This is a genomic window from Pseudomonas sp. PDM03 (assembly GCF_014852385.1).
Taxonomy (GTDB): domain Bacteria; phylum Pseudomonadota; class Gammaproteobacteria; order Pseudomonadales; family Pseudomonadaceae; genus Aquipseudomonas; species Aquipseudomonas migulae.
Map to the genome: position 1 here is coordinate 20,280 of NZ_JACVBM010000002.1, position 18,413 is coordinate 38,692.

Below are 18,413 nucleotides of genomic sequence, written 5' to 3' on the forward strand. Positions count from 1 at the left end.
ATGGATACGTGAGCGAAACAGCCTTGCCTAAAGATGACTCCCGGCCAGTGATCGATGCGCCGATAGATGCACCGGTAGAAAGTGCGCCACCTGCTGCAGAGCAGCGCCGAGGCAATGGGCTGGCAATCGTCGCGCTGTTGCTGGGCGCCGCCGGTGTGGCGGTGGGCGGTTGGGGCGTCTGGCAGGTGCGTCACCTGCAAGCCAATACGCAGGAGCAGTTGAGTCAGGTGCAGGCGTTGAACGATCAGGCGCAAAGCCTGAAGCTCAACGAGCAGCGCCTTAGCGCACGCCTTGAGCAAATGCCTGCCGCCGAAGAACTCGATGCCCGCAGCCGTCTGGTGATCCAGCTGCAAGGCGATCAGCAGCGCTTGAATCAACGTCTGGAAACCGTCCTCGGCGCCAGCCGCAAGGACTGGCGCCTGGCTGAGGCCGAACACTTGCTGCGCCTGGCCAGCCTGCGTCTTTCGGCGTTGCAGGACATCAACAGCGCTCAGGCGCTGGTGCAGGGCGCCGACGAAATTCTTCGCGAACAGAACGATCCGGGTTCCTTTGCCGCTCGCGAGCAAGTGGCGAAAACCCTGGTCGCCTTGCGCAGTACCGAACAGCCGGATCGCACCGGCCTGTTCCTGCGACTGGGTGCGCTGCGCGATCAGGTGGTCAGCCTCACCGAGCTGGCTCCCGAGTACAAGGACCGGGGCGATTCGCTGCTGGGCCTGACCGCCGATGGCGACGGCGCGAGTCGTTGGGCGCAGTGGTGGGATCAGATCTCGCGTTACATCCGTATCGATTTCAATGCCGATAAAAATGTCCGTCCGCTGCTGGCAGGGCAGAGCCTGAGCCAGGTGCGCCTGGCCTTGAGCCTGGCGCTGGAGCAGGCGCAGTGGGCGGCGCTCAATGGTCAGGCTGCGGTCTACACCCAGGCGCTGGCCGAGGCGCGGGACGTGCTCAAGGGTAATTTCAACCCGGACAACCCGCAGAGCAAAGTGATGCTCGAGCAGGTGGGCGAACTGAGCAAGCAGCCGGTCACCGTGGTCACGCCGGACCTGACCGGCACGCTGAGCGCGGTTCAGGGCTATCTCGAGCGACGTAATGTCAACGCCGAAGACTCGATCAAACCCATGGCCAAACCTGCCGCAAGCACCGCGCAGGAGGCCACGCCATGAAACGCCTCTATGTGATCGTGTTTCTGGCCATCGCCGTTGCCGCCGCGCTGGGGCTGGCGATTGCCGAGCATTCCGGCTACGTGCTGATCGCCTACAAGAGCTTCCGTTTCGAATCGAGCCTGTGGGCCACCCTGGCGCTGGTGGCGGTGCTGTGGCTGGTGTTCTGGGGCATCAAGGCGTTGATCGAATTGGTGACGACCTCCAGCGGCGTGGTCAACCCATGGTCGCGGCGCAATCGCAGTCGTCGGGTGCAAGTGGCGATCGAGCACGGTCAGCTGGATTTGGCCGAGGGTCGCTGGGCCAGCGCGCAGCGTCATCTGCATCGCGCCGCCGAAGCCGAGCGTCAGCCGCTGCTTTACTACCTCGGCGCTGCCCGCGCGGCGAACGAACAAGGTCATTACGAAGAAAGCGACAACCTGCTGGAGCGCGCACTGGAGCGACAGCCTCAGGCCGAGTTGGCGATTGCCCTGAGTCATGCCCAATTGCAGACCGACCGTGGCGACACCGACGGCGCCCTCTCGACGTTGCAGGCGATGCATGAGCGTCACCCTCACAACGTACAGACCTTGCGCCAGTTGCAACGCTTGCATCAGCAGCGCGGCGACTGGTCAGCGGTGATTCGCCTGCTGCCGGAGCTGCGCAAGGACAAGGTCCTGCCGGCGGCCGAGCTGGCCGAACTTGAGCGCCGGGCCTGGGGCGAAAACCTGTCCCTGGCTGCGCGTCAGGAAGAAGACGGGACGGTGGGTTTGCAGTCGCTCAACCGCGCCTGGCAACAACTCACCTCGGCTCAGCGCCAGGAACCGCAACTGGTATTGGCGTATGCCGAGCAACTTCGGCAACTGGGCGCGCAGGTTGAGGCCGAAGAGGTCCTGCGAACGGCGCTCAAGCGCAACTACGACAGCCATCTGGCACGCCTTTACGGGCTGGTTCGCGGCAGTGACTCTGCGCGTCAATTGCAGACCGCCGAGGGCTGGCTCAAGGATCATCCTGCTGACCCGAGCCTGTTGCTGACCCTTGGTCGTCTGTGTCTGCAAAACAGTTTGTGGGGCAAGGCCCGGGACTATCTGGAAAGCAGCCTGCGCGTGCAGCGCAACCCGGAAGCCTGTGCCGAGCTGGCTCGGCTGCTGGCGCAACTGGGCGACACCGAGCGCAGCAACCAGCTGTTTCAAGAAGGCCTTGGTTTGTTGGACGAACGTTTGCTGGCCGCGCCGCTACCGGCGCCGGTTCATGCCTGATTGTGTGGCGAGGGGGGCAAGCTCCCTCGCCACGCAGTAGGTGTTGCAGCGACGTTTTCTTACATTCGTAGAGCCTCGACGGCAAAGTCCTACAGAGGACTACACCTGATCCTCTCGCTTCTGTCGGGAATTCCCTACACCTCTGTTGAAGTGTCCTTGCTGGCTTGCCTTGAAAGGCTGCCGCGCTTTCCTCTACCGTAACCACTTGTCTCTACTGGTACGGAAAAGCCATGACGTTGGCCTGCTCACGCTCCTTGTTTTTCATGGTTTTCATTGCCGGCGCGCTGGCGTTGGGCGTTTCCTACTACCTGGAATATGCAGTCGGCCTCAAGCCCTGCGGGCTGTGCCTTTTACAGCGGATTTGCCTGGCGGTGCTCACGGGTGTCTGCCTGATGGCTTCGGTTCATGGCCCCGGTCGCTTCGGTTCGTTCCTGTACTGGCTGCTCGGTTTGCTGTGCAGTCTGGCAGGTACGGTGACGGCGTGGCGTCAGGTGTTGTTGCAAGGCGATCCGGTGCAACAGCTATCAGCGTGCTCGCTCAGCCTGGCGGACCCGTTCGCAAGAACCCCCTTGGTTTATGTGGTGCAGCAGATGTTCAAGGGCGCGGCCGAATGCGCACAGATTTCCTGGACGCTGTTTGACCTGAGCCTTCCCGAGTGGAGTCTGCTCTTCTTCATCGCCATGACGATCCTGAGTGTTTACCAGTTACTGCGCGTGGTCTGGTTCGCTTGTCAGCGACCGCTCAGTGGCACGTCGTCGCACCGGGCGCTGGTCGGCGATTAAACACTTGTATGAACTTTATCTGCTGCGTACCTTGAAGCCACAGTCGCGCGGGCATAATCTGGCCCGCACGTGTCATTGGAATTATGTTGCTCGAATGACGCTCTGCCTGGCCGATTCTTGATCTTCAAGTGTGCGACAGGTGTAGGGCAGCATGACCCACAAGGGAAGAGAGACCGCCATGCTCGAAAGTTGTCAGAATGCTCAAGAACGCTGGGGTGGAGTGAATCTGCTGATCGATCGCTGGTTGCAGGAGCGTCACGAACTGGTTCGGGCCTATGATGCTCTCGGCGCCAAGCCTGAGGCGCTGGGTGAGAACCGCAAGCCATTGCAGGAATTCTGCGGCGTGCTGGTCGATTACGTGTCTGCCGGGCACTTCGAGATCTACGAACAGCTGACGGGGGAGGCCAAGGCTTTCAACGACAAGCGTGGCCTGGAACTCGCCGAGACCATCTATCCGCGCATCGACGTCATCACCGAGAAGCTGCTCGCGTTCAATGACCTGTGTGACGCAGGCAAATGCGTCGCAGAGAAATTCAAGGAGCTGGGTGGCCTGTTGCACGAACGCTTCGAACTGGAAGACTGCCTGATCGAAGTGCTGCACACCGCTCACAAGGAAGTGGATTCGGTTCAGGCCTGAACCCCTTCCTGCCACACCTAAAAACGGTGCGCTTTGCGCGCCGTTTTTCGTTTCCGCTGTTTAGCTGGTGGCACCGCGCAATTCGACTTCGAATACCAGCGGCGTGAACGGCTCGATCAAGTCGCCGGCACCGTCGGCGCCATAGGCTTGGGCCGATGGAATCACCAATCGCCACTTCGCACCGACCGGCATGTTCTGCAGTGCGCTGCGCCATCCGCTGATCACGCTGTCGAGACTGAACCATTGCGGTTGAGTGTTCTGATCGAACACGGTGCCGTCGGGAAGACGACCGACGTACAGCACCTGAACCTTGCCATTCGGACCGGCTTTCGCGCCGGTGCCGGGTGTCAGCTCTGTCAGCAATATTCCATCGGCCAGTTCGCGAACGCCGGGTCTGGTTTTTTCTTCGGCGAGAAATCGGTGCTCTTTTTCGAGAGAGGCTTCGCTCTGTGGCGGGGTCGGCTGCAAGGCTGCCTGCGCTTCGTGCTCGGTCAGAATCTGTTCGATCTGCTCATCTTTCAGGGCCAGGGGTTTGCCTTGATAGGCCTGCTGCAAACCTTCGACCAGCGCCTGCAGTTGCAGGTCGGGAACCTCCAGGCGCAAGCGTTCGCCGAGGCTCGCGCCCAGGCTGTAAGCGAGATCGTGAGCTTCATTTTCCTTGGTTTTTTCGGCGGCTTGGGCGATGGAAAAAAACACGCACAGCGATAAAAAAAGGTAGCGCGACATGGGCACTCTCCGACCTGAGATGCGGCAGATTATGCCAGTGTGAATGCGTTCGACAGTGAACTTGTTTTGCGCAAGCGCGGAAGATTTTCGATCCGTTGCAACGCGACGCTTTCGATACTGTCAACATGCCCTAGCGGCGGTAGCAGCAGAGGTCTAGTATGAGCCGCACCCACGTCAGCCAGGAGGTAAACCATGTCGGCCACCAAGAAGCCTGTAAATACCCCGTTGCACTTACTCCAACAACTCTCGGGCAGCTTGCTCGAGCATTTGGAAACCGCTTGTTCCCAAGCCTTGGCTGATGCTGAAAAACTGCTCGCCAAACTGGAAAAACAGCGCGGAAAAGCACAAGAGAAATTGCACAAATCCCGCACCAAATTGCAGGACGCTGCGGCGGCCGGCAAAGCCAAGGCACAAGCCAAGGCGAAGGACGGCGTGCAGCAACTCGAAGACGTGCTCGATGCCCTCAAGGATCGTCAGTCCGACACCCGCGCCTACATTCTGCAACTCAAGCGCGATGCCCAAGAAAGCCTGAAACTGGCCCAGGGCGTCGGTCGTGTTCAAGAGGCTGTCGCCAAGGCGTTGTCCTTGCGTGCGGCCAAGCCTGCTGCGGCCCCTGCGAAGAAAGCCGCTGCCAAACCGGCTGCTGCAAAAGCACCGGCCAAACCTGCCGCCAAGGCACCTGTGAAAGCGGCGGCTAAACCTGCAGCTAAACCTGCGGTGAAAAAACCAGTCGCTGCCAGCGCTGCTAAACCGGCTGCAAAACCAGCTGCTAAAACTGCTGCTGCCAAACCTGCTGCCAAGCCAGCCGCTGCCAAAACAGCTGCCGCAAAACCGGCCGCAAAACCGGCTGCAAAAACCACTGCTGCCAAACCGGCTGTAGCAAAAACTGCAGCGGCCAAACCCGCTGCAAAACCGGCCGCTAAAACAGCTGCAAAACCAGCCGCTAAAACTGCCGCTGCGAAGCCTGCTGCCAAGCCGGTCGCCGCTAAAACCGCTGCCAAGCCAGCGGCAAAATCAGTGGCTAAAACTGCTGCTGCGAAACCTGCTGCCAAACCGGCCGCTACCAGGACTGCTGCTGCAAAACCTGCGACTGCAAAACCTGCTGCCGCTGCCAAGCCAGCCACCGCGGCAAAACCTGCCGCAGCGAAACCAGCAGCCAAACCTGCCGCTGCCAAGCCGGCTGCAAAACCAGCTGCCAAGCCAGCAGCCAAACCAGCCGTGAAAAAACCGGCCGCTGTTGCCAAGCCGACCCCGGTAATTGCTGCCAAGCCAGCGACTCCGGCGCCATCCGCTTCGGCCGCGCCTGCACCAGCAGCCTCCACCTCGACAGTCACCACGGCGCCAACGCCTGTCGCACCGTCGAGCACCAGCTCCACCCCAACCAGCGCTTCCTAAGTGCCGGTTGCCGCGACGCGCAGCTGATGCAGCGCGTCGCGGTCCAGGTGGGCGGCACCCGCCGCCACACCCTCCAGCCAGGCCGATAAATCGGTCGCCTCACACTGCGGCCAATTCAACGCCGCTCGCTCCAGCCGCATCAGCAAATGCCGCTCGGCTTCCAGCTCCAGCGTTTTTACTTGTTCGCGTAACGCATTCAGTTCGGCGTCCTCAGTCGCGACGACTTTCCATCGCATGCGCAAGGCGCGCAGCGGTTGAACGACATCCGAGTCCCAAGGCTGCGCCACGTTGCGAAGCCGCTGCAGTCGATGTTCGTTGCAGGCGATCCCCCGCTGGCCCAGCCACAACCCGCATAGCAACAGGCACACATTCACCCCCGCCGATTGCAGGGTCAGGCACGCGGCTTCAACGCCGGGACGGGCGTAAGTGTCAAGGGAAAAGCTCCACAGGTCAGAGGACATAGTGCTACTCGCGCCAGTTGCGAGCGAAGCTGGTAGACTCCGCCGCCATTATGATTCGACTTCAGAACCTGACTTTACAGCGTGGCCCGCAACGTCTGCTAGAAGACGCCGAGCTGACCCTGCACGCCGGCCACAAAGCCGGCCTCATCGGTGCCAACGGCGCCGGCAAATCGAGCCTGTTCGCCTTGATCCGGGGCGAACTGCACCCGGACTCGGGTGATTGCTTCCTGCCGGCCGACTGGCGCATCGCCCACATGCGCCAGGAGATCGAGACGCTCGAGCGCCTGGCGGTCGACTACGTGCTCGATGGCGACCTGCGCCTGCGCGAGGTGCAACGTGACCTCGCCGTGGCCGAAGCCGCCCATGACGGCACCGCTCTGGCTCGCCTGCACTCGGAACTCGACAGCGCCGACGGTTACACCGCCGACGCTCGTGCCCGCAAGCTGCTGGCCGGGCTTGGGTTCACCAATGAGCAGATGGATCGCCAGGTCGGCGATTTCTCCGGTGGCTGGCGGATGCGTCTGAACCTGGCGCAGGCATTGATGTGCCCCTCGGACTTGCTGCTGCTCGACGAACCGACCAACCACTTGGACCTCGACGCCATCATCTGGCTCGAAGAATGGCTGAAAAGCTATCCCGGCACCTTGCTGCTGATTTCCCACGACCGGGATTTTCTCGACGCCGTGGTCGATCACGTGGCCCACGTCGACCAACGCAAGATCACCCTGTATCGCGGTGGTTACAGCGCTTTCGAACGTGCCCGCGCCGAACGTCTGGCCCAGCAACAGCAGGCCTACGAGAAGCAGCAGGCGCAGCGTGCGCACATGGAAAGTTACATCGCCCGCTTCAAGGCCCAGGCCACCAAGGCCCGCCAGGCCCAGAGCCGGATCAAGGCGCTGGAGCGGATGGAAGAGTTGTCCGCCGCCCACGTCGACTCGCCGTTCGACTTCGTCTTCCGCGAGTCGACGAAGATTTCCAGCCCGCTGATCGATCTGTCCGATGCCCGTCTGGGCTACGGCGACAAAGCCGTGCTGGAGAAGGTCAAGCTGCAACTGACCCCTGGCGCGCGCATCGGGTTGCTCGGCCCCAACGGTGCCGGTAAATCGACCCTGATCAAAAACCTTGCCGGTGAGCTTTCGCCGCTGGCCGGTCGGCTGACCCGTGGCGAGAACACCGTCGTCGGCTACTTCGCCCAGCATCAGCTCGATTCACTCGACTCGAAGGCCAGCCCGTTGCTGCACTTGCAGCGTCTGGCGCCAACCGAGCGTGAACAGACGTTGCGCGACTTCCTCGGTGGTTTCGACTTCCGCGGCGCGCGCATCGACGAGCCAGTGCTGAACTTCTCCGGTGGCGAGAAGGCACGTCTGGCCCTGGCGTTGATCGCCTGGGAGCGGCCGAACCTGTTGCTGCTCGACGAACCGACCAACCACCTGGACCTGGAAATGCGCCTGGCGCTGACCATGGCTTTGCAGGAATTCAGCGGTGCGGTACTGGTGGTCTCCCACGATCGTCATTTGCTCAAAAGCACCACCGACAATTTCTATCTGGTGGCGGATGGCAAGGTCGAGGAGTTTGATGGCGACCTGGAAGATTACGCCCGTTGGCTGGTCGACTACCGTCAGCGCAACGCCCCGGTCAACACCACGCCGGTCAATCCGGACAAGACTGACAAGAAGGCCCAGCGTCAGGCCGCCGCTGCGTTGCGTCAGCAACTGGCACCGCACAAGCGCGAGGCTGACAAGCTCGAAGCCGAGCTGGGCAAGCTCCACGAGAAGCTGGCGAAGATCGATACCAGCCTCGGCGACAGCGACATTTACGAGCCGGCGCGCAAGAACGACCTGCGTGATCTGTTGGCCGAGCAAGCCAAGCTGAAAGTGCGTGAAGCCGAACTGGAAGAAGCCTGGATGGAAGCCCTGGAATTGCTGGAAAGCATGCAGGCGGAGCTGGAGGCGCTGTCCTGATGGAGGCGTTCAAGCTGCCGCTGCCGGCGGTGTGGGTCGAGCCGATCTGGCTCGTCGTGCAAATCCTGCTGATTCTGTTGGCCGGTTACTTCACCCAGCGCTTTGTCGCGAAATGCCTGACACGCCTGGGCGAGCGCTACCCGTTCCCGCCGCAGCTGCTGATGCCGCTGCGGGGCGGTCTGCGCTGGCTGATCATGGGCAGTGCGCTGATTTTCGTGCTGGAACGCCTCGGGGTGTCGGCGACGGTGCTCTGGACCGCGCTGTCCGGCTTCGTCGCGGTAGCGGCGGTGGCGTTTTTCGCCATGTGGAGCGTGCTCTCCAATCTGCTCTGCGCGATCCTGATCTTCACCGTCGGCCCGTTTCGCCTCGGCGATGTGGTCGAGTTGGTGGACACCACTGACAAGCCTGGCGTCAAAGGTCGGGTGGTGGCGATCAATCTGCTTTACACCACGTTGATCGAAGCTGAAGAGCTTGGGACCGGCAGTGCGATGGTTCAGGTGCCTAACAGCCTGTTCTTCCAGCGCTCGGTTCGACGCTGGCGCGGTACGGATGTGTTCCCTTCCAACGGGTTTGAAAAGTAAGCCCTCAAAGCTGCAAACGCTGGTCGGCGACCGCAACATCCTGCAAAAAATCGATGGTCATCGGCCCAAAGCCGCATTAGCTTAGACATCTGTTTACGAGTCTGAGTCGAGGTGTGCGATGGAGCTTCAAACATGGCTGGCGTTTTTTGCCGCCTGCTGGGTGATCAGCCTGTCTCCCGGTGCCGGCGCCATTGCGTCGATGTCCAGCGGTCTGCAATACGGTTTCTGGCGCGGTTACTGGAATGCCCTGGGCCTGCAATTGGGCCTGGCGGTGCAGATCGCGATTGTCGGTGCCGGTGTCGGCGCGATCCTCACGGCGTCGGCCAGCGCTTTTTATGCGATCAAATGGTTCGGCGTGGCGTACCTGGTTTATCTCGCAATCAAGCAATGGCGCGCTCTGCCCAGCGACATGAGCGATGACGCGGCGGTGCGTCAGATCGGCAAGCCGATGGCCCTGGTGTTCCGCGGTTTCCTGGTCAACATCAGCAACCCCAAGGCCCTGGTGTTCATGCTGGCGGTGTTGCCGCAGTTTATCGATCCGCATGCGCCATTACTGGTTCAATACCTGATCATCGGCGTAACCATGGTCTGCGTTGACCTGATCGTCATGGCCGGTTACACCGGGCTGGCGTCCAAAGTGCTGCGCATGTTGCGCACGCCCAAGCAGCAAAGACGCATGAACCGCACGTTTGCCGGGCTGTTCATTGGCGCTGCGGCGTTTATGGCGACGCTGCGCAAAGCGGCGGTGTAAAACCGCCAGGCACAAAAAAGGCGACCCTTGAGGTCGCCTTTTTCGTTCAAGGGATCAGCGCAAAATGACTGGCTCTGTATCCTCTGGCAGGTTATTGCTCAACGGCGCCTGCTCTTGCTGCTCATTCCCGCTGCCACCCAGTTGTTCGCTCAATTGACGAGCCACATCTTCCCCCAGGGACTTGGACACCTCACGTACCAACCGTGGGCGACTCTGTGAGATTTTCGCGTCCCGATGGTTCGTCAACTTGGTGTCCTGGCCTTCGCCCATCGCCGTGAAGGCCGAGGTGATTTCGAAGGTTTTGGTGTCGATCAGGCTGAAATCCGCCACCAGGGTCAGTGCCAGCACCGAGGAATAGCTGTCGGTGTTGGGTATTTCGTTGACATCACTGTTGAAGTCTACGTCCGACAAGGTGCCGAACAGTACATAGTCGGCGCCCTCGAAGTTGCCGGCCTTGATCCGCTCGATCACGTCATAGATATCGACTTTGGACTCGGCGGTGTGCGGCTTGCCTTGCACCAGCTGGAACATTCCGGAGCGCAGCATCTGGCCCTTGATGTCGCCGGTGAATTTGCGCAGCTCGGTTTGCTCGATGTAACTGGTTTTGGATTCGAACGAGTCGTAGCTCGAAGAACCGCTGGAGCTGTACTCACCCTCGCGGTAATTGTCCTTGGACGAAACGGTGTGGATGTACTGCTCCACGCGCTCCTCGTATGCCAGGTCGGTTACTGCGACTTTCGGGGCCGCCTGCACGCTGAACGTGCAAGCCAGGGCCATCATCCCAATCCATGCGCGCATTGATTAATGCTCCGTAGTTTTGCGGATCTCTTTTTCGTCCATCCACTCGGCCAGACCGCTTTCAACGTCGATCAATTGCAGGCTGAATTTGTAGAAGACGTCCTTGTACTCGCTGCTGCGCTTGACGATCGAGCTGATCGAACCTTCAAGGCGGTATTTGGCGGCGATCATGTTGCCGATCTTGGACACGGTGGCTTTCTTGTACAGACCGCTCTGGTTTTGCAGCTGGATCTGATCAACCTGGCTCTGCATATCGGTGTTGTCGCTGGAGAAGCGTGCCGTGCCCGATTTCATCAGTTGGGTCTTGATGGTGGTGGTGATTTCACGGGTGTCGATGTATTCGCTGGTCTTGTTCTTCACGTCGTAGACCTGGACCACCGGGCGTCCACGCAGAATGCCGGACTGGGCGAGAGAGCGGGTCATGGACTCGGCGATGATCTGCAGGTCGGTGGAGCTGAACTCGTTGGTGATGGTTTCCACAGCCTTGGTGTCGCCATAGCTGGTGTTCTTGCTGCCCAGGGTCGGTGGGTGGTTGCTGGCGCAACCACTGGCCAGGAGGGCGATAGCGGCAATCATCGAAAAGCGTACAAACATGGGAATGCTCTCTGAAGCTGAACGAATAGGGTGTTAAGGCGTATTGATTTCCAGGCGGAAATCCACGGCCTTGGGGGTGGGCGCTATGGCCTGAATGAAGCGGGTCTGCTCGCCGTACATCATCTGGCTCTTCCAGGTTTCTTCTTCGGCAACCGGGAAGCCATCAGGGTCGAGCCAGGCAAAGCGGTAGTAGAAGGTCTTGTTGTCGGAGCTGGTGTTGCTCAGCTGTGTATTGACCGTAATGAAGCCGTTTTCCCGGGCGACACGCATGGCGTCGACCTCAATGTCCCTTAGCTTGCCCAAGGCCACTACCTTGCTGGCGGCTGTTGTGGCGCAACCGGCCAACAAGGCCAGGATGACGACAGCGATGAGTTTGAAGCGCATGGGAAGACTCCGTAATTAAAGTTGTTTGAAGCTGGCCACGGCTGTCGGGCTGGCGCTCGGGGTCGCGTGAACGGCCAGGCCGCTGGCGAATACCTGGTTGCCCACGGCGCGAAGGCTGATGACTTGATAGCGCTGGTCAACGGTGATCTTGAGCACCGTCGTTCCAACCGCGACCTGGTGCTCGCCTTTCTTCAGGCGCAGGCGCACGACATGGGTGTTGTCCGGCAGGGTGCGCCACGTACGGGTATCGGCACCTTCGAACACGGTTGAACTGAAACCGACTGCCATGCCCGCCAGCTGGCTGACTTGTTTGATCTTTTCCTGCGCCACGCCACGGGTAGCTGCACGAACAGTGGTGCGCACAATGATGCCCGGCATGTCGTCACGCAGTGCGCGGCGGGACATGGTGGTAATGCTGTTGAGTTGCGTCAGGGTGAGTTGCTGACCGTCCACGCCAATCTGGGTGAGCGGGGCGGTGGAGGTATCTGGCTTGATGACCGGGAAGGACAGCGGAGCGATCACCACGCCGTTGCTGATCGGCAGAGTCAGTGGCAAGCGGATCGAGCCCCGGGCCGGCGCCAGCCCGCTTTGCACGACGATCAGGATGTCGCTGTCTTCGTCCTCGGCACTTTTCTGGTCCAGATCCTTCAATGCCTGCTCCAGCAACGGAGTGTTTGGGCGCAGTTCGGCTGCTGTGCGGTAACCCGGTGCGGCCAGGCCTTTTTCGCCCAGGGCTTCGTAGACGAAGCCGGCCAGGTAATGGCTGAAGGCACTCTGGTAGCTGTTTTTCAGCCCAACCACTTCAGGTGCGTCGAGGCTGGCGACGGGATAGCCATACAAGTCTTTTAACTCGGTCTTGATGCCTACCTTATCGGCTTCCTCTTCGCTCTTGAGGTATTCCTTGTCGCGCAGGTTGGCGATCACCGCTTCACGTTCGTGGGTTTTCTTGATCGCGACACGTGCGCCGTCGAAGTCGTTGACGGCCAGCAGATTCAGGGCCATTTGCGTGGTCAGCATGACTTTTTCGTAGTCGTAGCCTTCGTAGCGGCGGACCTTGTCGTTCACCAGGAAGCTGCCGAACTGAGCGAGGTACTTGCCGGCATCGAGTTTGACCGACTCTTCCCATTGACCGACCACGACATCGGCGCTGCTCCAGGCGCTCTGGCTGCCGGACAGATCGCCCTTGGCGCGCAGCAATTCACCCTTCTCGAAGTAGTAGAGGAGGTCCTTGTCTGCACCGAAGTTGTTCTTTTCCAGCAGGGTCAGCGCCGCATCGATATTGCCGGAAGCCAGCTGCATGTTGGTTTGTGCGAGCTCCGAGTCGTAGTTGCGAAACACCGAACAGCCGGAGAGGAGCGTGACAGCGCTGACCGCAATCACTGCAAGGGCGCGGGAGGCCATAGGTACTTCTTCCGTGAATGGTGATCAGCCACGCTTGCTGGTCGGGCTTTTTGGACCTATCGGCGCAGACGGGCGTCCTGCCAATTCCTCATGAGCAGAGGAGCTTTGAGTGCCATATCGATCAATTGAAGGCTCTGCATTATAGACAGGGATGGTGGCGCAGTAATGGCTTTTTGGTTGCTGAAAAACAGGAAGTGCCATCATCTTGAAAAAGCACCAATCGAGGTCTGCGACGGCGTTTCAGACAACAAAGCTTGAGCGAAACTCATTCGAAGTGAACAATGTGTTACTTCGTATTTCCAATTGAGATTCATTCATGACTGCCCCGTCCCGTTTCTTGGCCTGGCTGGTATTGCCGCTGTTTGCCTTGTGCAGTTCCAATCTGCTGGCCGACACCGTAGAAGGTGCGCCGCAAGCGCTGCATTTGCTTGATTACATCGGCGCCGATTACCCGGAGTCGGTCGAGGCCGGCAAAGTCATCAATGAGTCTGAATACCGCGAGCAGCTGGAATTCAGCAAGGTGCTGCAAGGCCTGATCGCTGCCTTGCCGGCCAAGCCGGAAAAAACGGTGCTGGAGCAGGATGTCAGCACACTGCGCAAATCCATCGCTGCGCGGCAGGACGGCTCGGACGTTTCCCGTCAGGCACGGCAGCTCGGTGCGAAGCTGGCGGTGGCCTATGAAGTCAGTCAGGCGCCGATCATTACACCGGACCCAACCCGTGGTGCGTCGATGTACACCCAGCATTGCTCGGTTTGTCATGGCGATGCGGGGGCCGGTGATGGCCCTGCCGGTGTCGGCCTGACGCCGCCGCCAGCCAATCTGCGCGATGCCGCGCGGTTGGACCGCCTGAGCCTGTACGCGATCTACAACACCTTGGGGATGGGTGTCGAAGGCACTGACATGCCGGCCTTCGCCGACCAACTGGACGATCGTCAGCGCTGGGACCTGGCGACCTACATCGCCGGTTTCAGTGCCGATCCGGCCGCAGCCGCATCTGAAAAGACCTACAACATCGCCGACCTGGCCCGTCAGACCCCAGCCGAAGTGCTGGCTGCCGAAGGCCCGCAAGCGGCAGCGACTTTCCGTGCGCAGCGTGCGCAACCGCCGCAGGTCAAGCGTGGCCCGGCGCAGTTGCTCGACTACACCGCTGCAACGCTGGACAAAAGTATCGCCGCCTATCGTGCCGGCGATCACGACCAAGCCTATGACCTGTCGGTAGCGGCGTACCTGGAAGGTTTCGAACTGGTCGAAAGCTCGCTGGACAACGTCGACGCCAACGTGCGCAAGGACACCGAAAAATCGCTGATGGCGTACCGTCAGTCTTTGCAGGACGGTTTGCCGGTGGCCCAGGCCCAAGAGCGTCTGGAGGCGGCCAAAGCCAAGTTGAAAGAGTCTGCCGGCCTGTTGGGCAGTGATGGCCTGAGTTGGTCCTTGAGTTACATCTCCGGTCTGCTGATTCTGCTGCGCGAAGGTCTGGAAGCGATTTTGGTGCTGGCGGCGATCCTTGCCTTCCTGCGCAACACCGGCCAGCAATCGGCGGTGCGCAGCGTCAACGTTGGTTGGGGCCTGGCGTTGCTGGCCGGTCTGGCGACCTGGGCACTGGCGGCGTACGTGATTGATGTCAGCGGCTCGCAGCGTGAATTGCTGGAAGGTGCGACGGCGTTGTTCGCGGCGGTCATGGTGCTCTGGCTCGGGGTGTGGATGCATGACCGTCGCCACGCGGCGGCCTGGCAGGATTACATCAAGAGCAGCCTGGTGGGCGGCGGTGGCCGTTTCGGTTTTGCGACACTGGCGTTCTTCTCGGTGTATCGCGAACTGTTCGAAGTGATTCTGTTCTACGAAACCCTGTGGTTGCAGGCGGGGCCGGCAGGGCACAACGCGGTGTTGGCGGGCGGGGCGACGGCGCTGGTGTTGTTGGTTGGCCTGGCGTGGGTGATCCTGCGGGGCTCGGCGAAACTGCCGCTGTCGCTGTTCTTCAGTATCAACGCCGGGTTGTTGTGCGCGTTGTCGGTGGTGTTTGCCGGTCATGGCGTGAAGGCGTTGCAGGAAGCCGGGATCTTCGGCACGCGGCCGGTGCCGTTCTTTGACTTCGACTGGCTGGGTATTCACGCGGATGCGTATTCGTTGAGTGCGCAGGCGGTGGCGATCATTGCGATCATCGTGCTGTATGGGCGTAGCTGGGTGGCGGAGAAGCGGCGGGTGCCGGTTTCTTAAACGGCATTCGCTGCGCTCACATTCGCGGGCAAGTCGGGTCGCGAAGCTTTTAAAGGGGAAAAATTCTATGCGTGTGTGGATCGATGCCGACGCTTGCCCCCGGGCAGCGAAGGATCTGGTGGTGAAGTTCGCCCTCAAGCGTCAGTTCGAGGTGGTGCTGGTGGCCGGGCAGCCGCAGATCAAGCCGGGGCTGGCGCTGGTGAAGTTGATCGTGGTGCCGAGCGGGCCGGATGCGGCGGACGACTATCTGGTGGAACACGCGGTGCCCGGTGAACTGGTGATCTGCAGCGATGTGCCGCTGGCCGACCGGCTGGTGAAGAAAGGCGTGGCAGCGCTGGACCCGCGAGGCAAGGAGTTCGACGCGCAAAACATGGGTGATCGGTTGGCGGTGCGCAACCTGTTCACCGACTTGCGTGAACAGGGGCAGATGAGCGGCGGGCCGGCGCCGTTTGGCGAGCGCGAGAAGCAGGCGTTTGCCAATGCGCTGGACCGGATCCTCACGCGGCTGACCCGCAAATCCTGAACCCTGCGTAAACCCCTGTGGGAGCTGGCTTGTCGGATCGCCGCACCGCAGCGATAGCAATCGAACAGTCAGCAAATGATGCGCTGAATGTTACGGCCTCATCGCTGGCAAGCCAGCTCCTACAGTAATCCGTGTCAGGCGTCGTTTTCGTGGGTCAGTTCTAGCACGCGGTCGACCAGTTTGTTGATGCCGGACGCTGCTTCGCTGATCGATTGCGCCAGCATGTACGCCGGGGTGCTCACCAGTTTGCGTGCTTTGTCTTCAACGATGTCAGTCACTGCGCAATCCTTGTGAGTGGCGCCCATCTTGTTCATCGCAGCGGCGGTATCGGCGTCATTGCCGATGGTGCAGGTCACGCCCGGTCCATAAATCTTCGCGGCCAGCGCCGGCGAGATGCAGATCAGCCCGACCGGTTTGCCCGCTTCGGCAAACGCCTCGGTCAGGGCGAGAACATCGGGTTGCACGGTGCAGCCAGCGCCTTCGATGGCGAAGTTCGACAGGTTCTTCGCCGCGCCAAAACCACCCGGCACGATCAGCGCATCGAACTCTTCGACGTCAGCTTCGCGAATATCCTTGATGTTGCCCCGGGCGATCCGCGCCGACTCCACCAGCACATTGCGCGACTCGGGCATTTCTTCGCCGGTCAGGTGGTTGATCACGTGCAACTGCGCGATGTTGGGGGCGAAGCACTGCACCTGCGCGCCGCGCTGATCCAGTCGCAGCAAGGTAATCACGCTTTCGTGGATCTCGGCGCCGTCGTAGACGCCACAGCCGGAAAGGATCACTGCAATTTTTTTGCTCATGGGCTTTTCTCCAGATTCATGGCGTTAAATGTCCACTAATTTGTCACTCGTTGCCATAGGTTCAATTCGCGGCTACACCTAGCATCTGTCCTCAAGATTCCGATCAGGGCGCGTCATGGACTTCATTCTGTATGCGGTGCCGTTCTTCTTTGTGCTGATTGCCGTCGAGCTGCTGGCCGACCGTTGGCGCGGGGTCAGCAACTATCGGGTGGCCGACGCGATCAACAGCATCAGCACCGGCGTGCTGTCGACCACCACTGGCCTGTTGACCAAGGGCGTGGGGCTGGTGACCTATGCCTTTGCGCTCAAGCATCTGGCGCTGTTCGAACTCTCTGCCGACAGCGTCTGGGTCTGGGTGTTCGCCTTCGTTCTCTACGACTTCTGCTACTACTGGCTGCATCGCATGGGCCACGAACGCAACATCCTCTGGGCCGCACATTCGGTGCATCACCAGAGCGAGGACTACAACCTCTCCACGGCGTTGCGCCAGACCAGTACCGGTTTCCTGTTGAGCTGGATTTTCTACCTGCCGATGGCGGTACTCGGCGTGCCGCTGCTGGTGTTTGTCAGCGTCGCCGCGCTGAACCTGCTGTATCAATTCTGGGTGCACACCCGGCACATTCCCAAGCTCGGGTGGTTCGAGTGGTTTTTCGTCACGCCATCCAACCATCGGGCCCACCATGCACAGAACGCTCTCTACATGGATCGCAATTACGGCGGGGTGTTCATTATCTGGGACCGCCTGTTTGGCTCGTTCCAGGAAGAAGACGACAACGAACCGGTGATTTTCGGCGTGACCACGCCGTTGGCGAGCTGGAATCCGTTGTGGGCGAACGTGCAGTTTTACGCGCAGCTGTGGGATGACGCGCGACGGGCTGAAAGCACGTGGGACAAGCTGCGGATCTGGTTCATGCGCACCGGTTGGCGGCCAGCGGACGTGGCGGCGAAGTACCCGATGAGCAAACCGGACTTGAGCCAGTTCCGCAAATTCGAAGTGCCGCTGGACGGGCGTCAGCAGATTTATGTGCTGTTGCAGTTCTGCGTCTACGTCGCGCTGGGCAGTTACTTGATGAACTTCGAGCCGCACCTGCCGACCGCTGCGCTGGTGCTCGGCTGGAGCGCCGTGGCGCTGGGGTTGTTTACCTTGGGCGTGGCCCTGGAGAATCGCCCGTGGGCGTTGAAGCTGGAGCTGCTGCGGCTGGCGTCGAACGTGCCGCTGGTGTGGCTGGCGCCGCTGCTCGGGCTGTGGCCGGCCAGCGCGGTGGGCTGGGTTGGCTTGCTGAGTTACAGCCTGCTCAGCGGAATCGGTCTCTACTGTTGCAGAAACCGCTTCACTCGCTTGGCGTCTTGACCTCGGCGGCCTTGGCCTGTTCGGCTTTCAAGGCCTGCTCTTCGGCATAGACCTGCTTGGCCAGGCGCGCATTCTTGAAGCGGCGACGCAGCCACAGGCCGAAGCCCAGCACCAGCAGGGCGCCGAGCACCCACAGCTCATACTTCTTGACGCTGCCCAGCATGCCTTCGAGCACCGCGCCGAAGTGATAGGCCGCCGCCGCCAGTGCGGCCGCCCAGATCGCGGCGCCGATCCCGTTCAGCAACAAGTAACGTCCCGGCGGATAACCCGACAGGCCGATCGCCACCGGCATCACCGTGCGCAACCCGTAGACAAAACGGAAGCTCAGCACCCAGATGTCCGGGTGCCTGCGAATGTGTTCCAGTGCCCGGTCGCCCATCATCTGCCAGCGAGGCTTGCGCGCCAGCAACTTGCGGCCGTGCTTGCGTCCCAGGAAGTACCACAGCTGGTCGCCGGCATAACTGCCGAAAAACGCCACGACCACCACGATATTGATGTCCATGTATCCACGGAACGCGAGGAAGCCTGCGAGCACCAGGATGGTTTCGCCTTCGAAGAACGTGCCGAGAAAAAGGGCAAAGTAGCCGAAGTCATGCAGAAATTGTTGGAGCATTGTCTGGGTGCTGGCGAAATGAACGCGCAGCCTAACCCT

19 protein-coding genes are annotated in these 18,413 nt (G+C 60.7%); 11 read left to right on the forward strand and 8 right to left on the reverse strand.

What is annotated here, in order from left to right; genetic code table 11:
• Positions 1–8 precede the first annotated feature (8 nt).
• From IB254_RS04950 to rsd, 4 genes are all read left to right on the forward strand, one after another.
• Positions 9–1,163 (forward strand): uroporphyrinogen-III C-methyltransferase, encoded by a 1,155-nt coding sequence (locus tag IB254_RS04950; protein WP_192416640.1) that lies wholly within the window; start codon positions 9–11, stop codon positions 1,161–1,163.
• On the forward strand, positions 1,160–2,398 hold the full coding sequence (locus IB254_RS04955) for a heme biosynthesis protein HemY (protein ID WP_192416641.1): 1,239 nt from the start codon (positions 1,160–1,162) through the stop codon (positions 2,396–2,398). Before IB254_RS04950 ends, IB254_RS04955 begins: the two co-directional genes overlap by 4 nt.
• A gap of 230 nt (positions 2,399–2,628) precedes the next feature.
• Positions 2,629–3,180 (forward strand): disulfide bond formation protein B, encoded by a 552-nt coding sequence (locus IB254_RS04960; protein WP_192416642.1) that lies wholly within the window; start codon positions 2,629–2,631, stop codon positions 3,178–3,180.
• A gap of 178 nt (positions 3,181–3,358) precedes the next feature.
• Positions 3,359–3,817, forward strand: a complete 459-nt coding sequence (gene rsd / locus IB254_RS04965) for a sigma D regulator (protein ID WP_192416844.1) — start codon at positions 3,359–3,361, stop codon at positions 3,815–3,817.
• Between the two features lie 60 nt (positions 3,818–3,877).
• Here rsd and IB254_RS04970 read toward each other — a convergent pair whose 3' ends face one another.
• Positions 3,878–4,543, reverse strand: a complete 666-nt coding sequence (locus IB254_RS04970) for an FKBP-type peptidyl-prolyl cis-trans isomerase (protein WP_008040643.1) — start codon at positions 4,541–4,543, stop codon at positions 3,878–3,880.
• Between the two features lie 192 nt (positions 4,544–4,735).
• Here IB254_RS04970 and IB254_RS04975 point away from each other — a divergent pair, with 192 nt between their 5' ends.
• Positions 4,736–5,938, forward strand: coding sequence for an AlgP family protein (locus IB254_RS04975; RefSeq protein WP_192416643.1), 1,203 nt, complete (start codon positions 4,736–4,738; stop codon positions 5,936–5,938).
• Here IB254_RS04975 and IB254_RS04980 read toward each other — a convergent pair.
• Positions 5,935–6,399 (reverse strand): TIGR02444 family protein, encoded by a 465-nt coding sequence (locus IB254_RS04980; RefSeq protein WP_192416644.1) that lies wholly within the window; start codon positions 6,397–6,399, stop codon positions 5,935–5,937. The two genes, IB254_RS04975 and IB254_RS04980, sit on opposite strands and share 4 nt — an antisense overlap.
• Positions 6,400–6,449: 50 nt before the next feature.
• Between IB254_RS04980 and IB254_RS04985 the strand changes: the two genes are divergently transcribed.
• The 3 genes from IB254_RS04985 (at position 6,450) to IB254_RS04995 (ending at position 9,692) form a co-directional block, all read left to right on the forward strand.
• Complete coding sequence (locus IB254_RS04985; RefSeq protein ID WP_192416645.1) at positions 6,450–8,360, forward strand: ATP-binding cassette domain-containing protein; 1,911 nt, start codon at positions 6,450–6,452, stop codon at positions 8,358–8,360.
• The gene (locus IB254_RS04990) at positions 8,360–8,941 is read left to right on the forward strand and encodes a mechanosensitive ion channel family protein (RefSeq protein ID WP_192416646.1); all 582 of its coding nucleotides are present in this window, start codon (positions 8,360–8,362) and stop codon (positions 8,939–8,941) included. Before IB254_RS04985 ends, IB254_RS04990 begins: the two co-directional genes overlap by 1 nt.
• Before the next feature lie 118 nt (positions 8,942–9,059).
• Entirely contained in the window at positions 9,060–9,692 is a 633-nt protein-coding gene (locus IB254_RS04995) for a LysE family transporter (RefSeq protein WP_008024319.1), read from the forward strand.
• Positions 9,693–9,746: 54 nt separating this feature from the next.
• Here IB254_RS04995 and IB254_RS05000 read toward each other — a convergent pair whose 3' ends face one another.
• Genes IB254_RS05000 through IB254_RS05015 form a run of 4 tightly spaced genes read right to left on the reverse strand, consistent with a single transcriptional unit; the run spans position 9,747 to position 12,869 of the window.
• On the reverse strand, positions 9,747–10,490 hold the full coding sequence (locus tag IB254_RS05000; RefSeq protein ID WP_192416647.1) for a penicillin-binding protein activator LpoB: 744 nt from the start codon (positions 10,488–10,490) through the stop codon (positions 9,747–9,749).
• A gap of 3 nt (positions 10,491–10,493) precedes the next feature.
• Positions 10,494–11,084 (reverse strand): penicillin-binding protein activator LpoB, encoded by a 591-nt coding sequence (gene lpoB, locus IB254_RS05005; RefSeq protein ID WP_192227487.1) that lies wholly within the window; start codon positions 11,082–11,084, stop codon positions 10,494–10,496.
• Between the two features lie 33 nt (positions 11,085–11,117).
• On the reverse strand, positions 11,118–11,468 hold the full coding sequence (locus IB254_RS05010) for a YcfL family protein (protein ID WP_192416648.1): 351 nt from the start codon (positions 11,466–11,468) through the stop codon (positions 11,118–11,120).
• A 15-nt stretch (positions 11,469–11,483) separates the two neighbouring features.
• Entirely contained in the window at positions 11,484–12,869 is a 1,386-nt protein-coding gene (locus IB254_RS05015) for a COG3014 family protein (protein ID WP_192416649.1), read from the reverse strand.
• A 316-nt stretch (positions 12,870–13,185) separates the two neighbouring features.
• Here IB254_RS05015 and IB254_RS05020 point away from each other — a divergent pair, with 316 nt between their 5' ends.
• Positions 13,186–15,084, forward strand: coding sequence for an FTR1 family protein (locus tag IB254_RS05020; RefSeq protein ID WP_192416650.1), 1,899 nt, complete (start codon positions 13,186–13,188; stop codon positions 15,082–15,084).
• Positions 15,085–15,151: 67 nt separating this feature from the next.
• The gene (locus tag IB254_RS05025) at positions 15,152–15,607 is read left to right on the forward strand and encodes a YaiI/YqxD family protein (protein WP_192227491.1); all 456 of its coding nucleotides are present in this window, start codon (positions 15,152–15,154) and stop codon (positions 15,605–15,607) included.
• Positions 15,608–15,741: 134 nt separating this feature from the next.
• Here IB254_RS05025 and elbB read toward each other — a convergent pair whose 3' ends face one another.
• Positions 15,742–16,410 carry an isoprenoid biosynthesis glyoxalase ElbB gene (gene elbB / locus IB254_RS05030; protein WP_008024305.1) on the reverse strand — a complete coding sequence of 223 codons (669 nt, stop codon included), beginning with the start codon at positions 16,408–16,410 and terminating at the stop codon, positions 15,742–15,744.
• 115 nt (positions 16,411–16,525) lie between these two features.
• Between elbB and IB254_RS05035 the strand changes: the two genes are divergently transcribed.
• Positions 16,526–17,761, forward strand: a complete 1,236-nt coding sequence (locus IB254_RS05035; RefSeq protein WP_192416651.1) for a sterol desaturase family protein — start codon at positions 16,526–16,528, stop codon at positions 17,759–17,761.
• Here the strand turns inward: IB254_RS05035 and IB254_RS05040 are convergent.
• Positions 17,742–18,374: a DedA family protein gene (locus tag IB254_RS05040; RefSeq protein ID WP_192416652.1), complete on the reverse strand. Its 633-nt coding sequence runs from the start codon at positions 18,372–18,374 to the stop codon at positions 17,742–17,744. The genes IB254_RS05035 and IB254_RS05040 overlap by 20 nt on opposite strands.
• Positions 18,375–18,413 lie beyond the last annotated feature (39 nt).

Coding starts and splice junctions, on each gene's coding strand:
- IB254_RS04955 (WP_192416641.1), top strand. CDS start 1,160: ATGAAACGCCTCTATGTGATCGTGTTTCTGGCCATCGCCGTTGCCGCC.
- IB254_RS04960 (WP_192416642.1), top strand. CDS start 2,629: ATGACGTTGGCCTGCTCACGCTCCTTGTTTTTCATGGTTTTCATTGCC.
- rsd (WP_192416844.1), top strand. CDS start 3,359: ATGCTCGAAAGTTGTCAGAATGCTCAAGAACGCTGGGGTGGAGTGAAT.
- IB254_RS04970 (WP_008040643.1), bottom strand. CDS start 4,543: ATGTCGCGCTACCTTTTTTTATCGCTGTGCGTGTTTTTTTCCATCGCC.
- IB254_RS04975 (WP_192416643.1), top strand. CDS start 4,736: ATGTCGGCCACCAAGAAGCCTGTAAATACCCCGTTGCACTTACTCCAA.
- IB254_RS04980 (WP_192416644.1), bottom strand. CDS start 6,399: ATGTCCTCTGACCTGTGGAGCTTTTCCCTTGACACTTACGCCCGTCCC.
- IB254_RS04985 (WP_192416645.1), top strand. CDS start 6,450: ATGATTCGACTTCAGAACCTGACTTTACAGCGTGGCCCGCAACGTCTG.
- IB254_RS04990 (WP_192416646.1), top strand. CDS start 8,360: ATGGAGGCGTTCAAGCTGCCGCTGCCGGCGGTGTGGGTCGAGCCGATC.
- IB254_RS04995 (WP_008024319.1), top strand. CDS start 9,060: ATGGAGCTTCAAACATGGCTGGCGTTTTTTGCCGCCTGCTGGGTGATC.
- IB254_RS05000 (WP_192416647.1), bottom strand. CDS start 10,490: ATGCGCGCATGGATTGGGATGATGGCCCTGGCTTGCACGTTCAGCGTG.
- lpoB (WP_192227487.1), bottom strand. CDS start 11,084: ATGTTTGTACGCTTTTCGATGATTGCCGCTATCGCCCTCCTGGCCAGT.
- IB254_RS05010 (WP_192416648.1), bottom strand. CDS start 11,468: ATGCGCTTCAAACTCATCGCTGTCGTCATCCTGGCCTTGTTGGCCGGT.
- IB254_RS05015 (WP_192416649.1), bottom strand. CDS start 12,869: ATGGCCTCCCGCGCCCTTGCAGTGATTGCGGTCAGCGCTGTCACGCTC.
- IB254_RS05020 (WP_192416650.1), top strand. CDS start 13,186: ATGACTGCCCCGTCCCGTTTCTTGGCCTGGCTGGTATTGCCGCTGTTT.
- IB254_RS05025 (WP_192227491.1), top strand. CDS start 15,152: ATGCGTGTGTGGATCGATGCCGACGCTTGCCCCCGGGCAGCGAAGGAT.
- elbB (WP_008024305.1), bottom strand. CDS start 16,410: ATGAGCAAAAAAATTGCAGTGATCCTTTCCGGCTGTGGCGTCTACGAC.
- IB254_RS05035 (WP_192416651.1), top strand. CDS start 16,526: ATGGACTTCATTCTGTATGCGGTGCCGTTCTTCTTTGTGCTGATTGCC.
- IB254_RS05040 (WP_192416652.1), bottom strand. CDS start 18,374: ATGCTCCAACAATTTCTGCATGACTTCGGCTACTTTGCCCTTTTTCTC.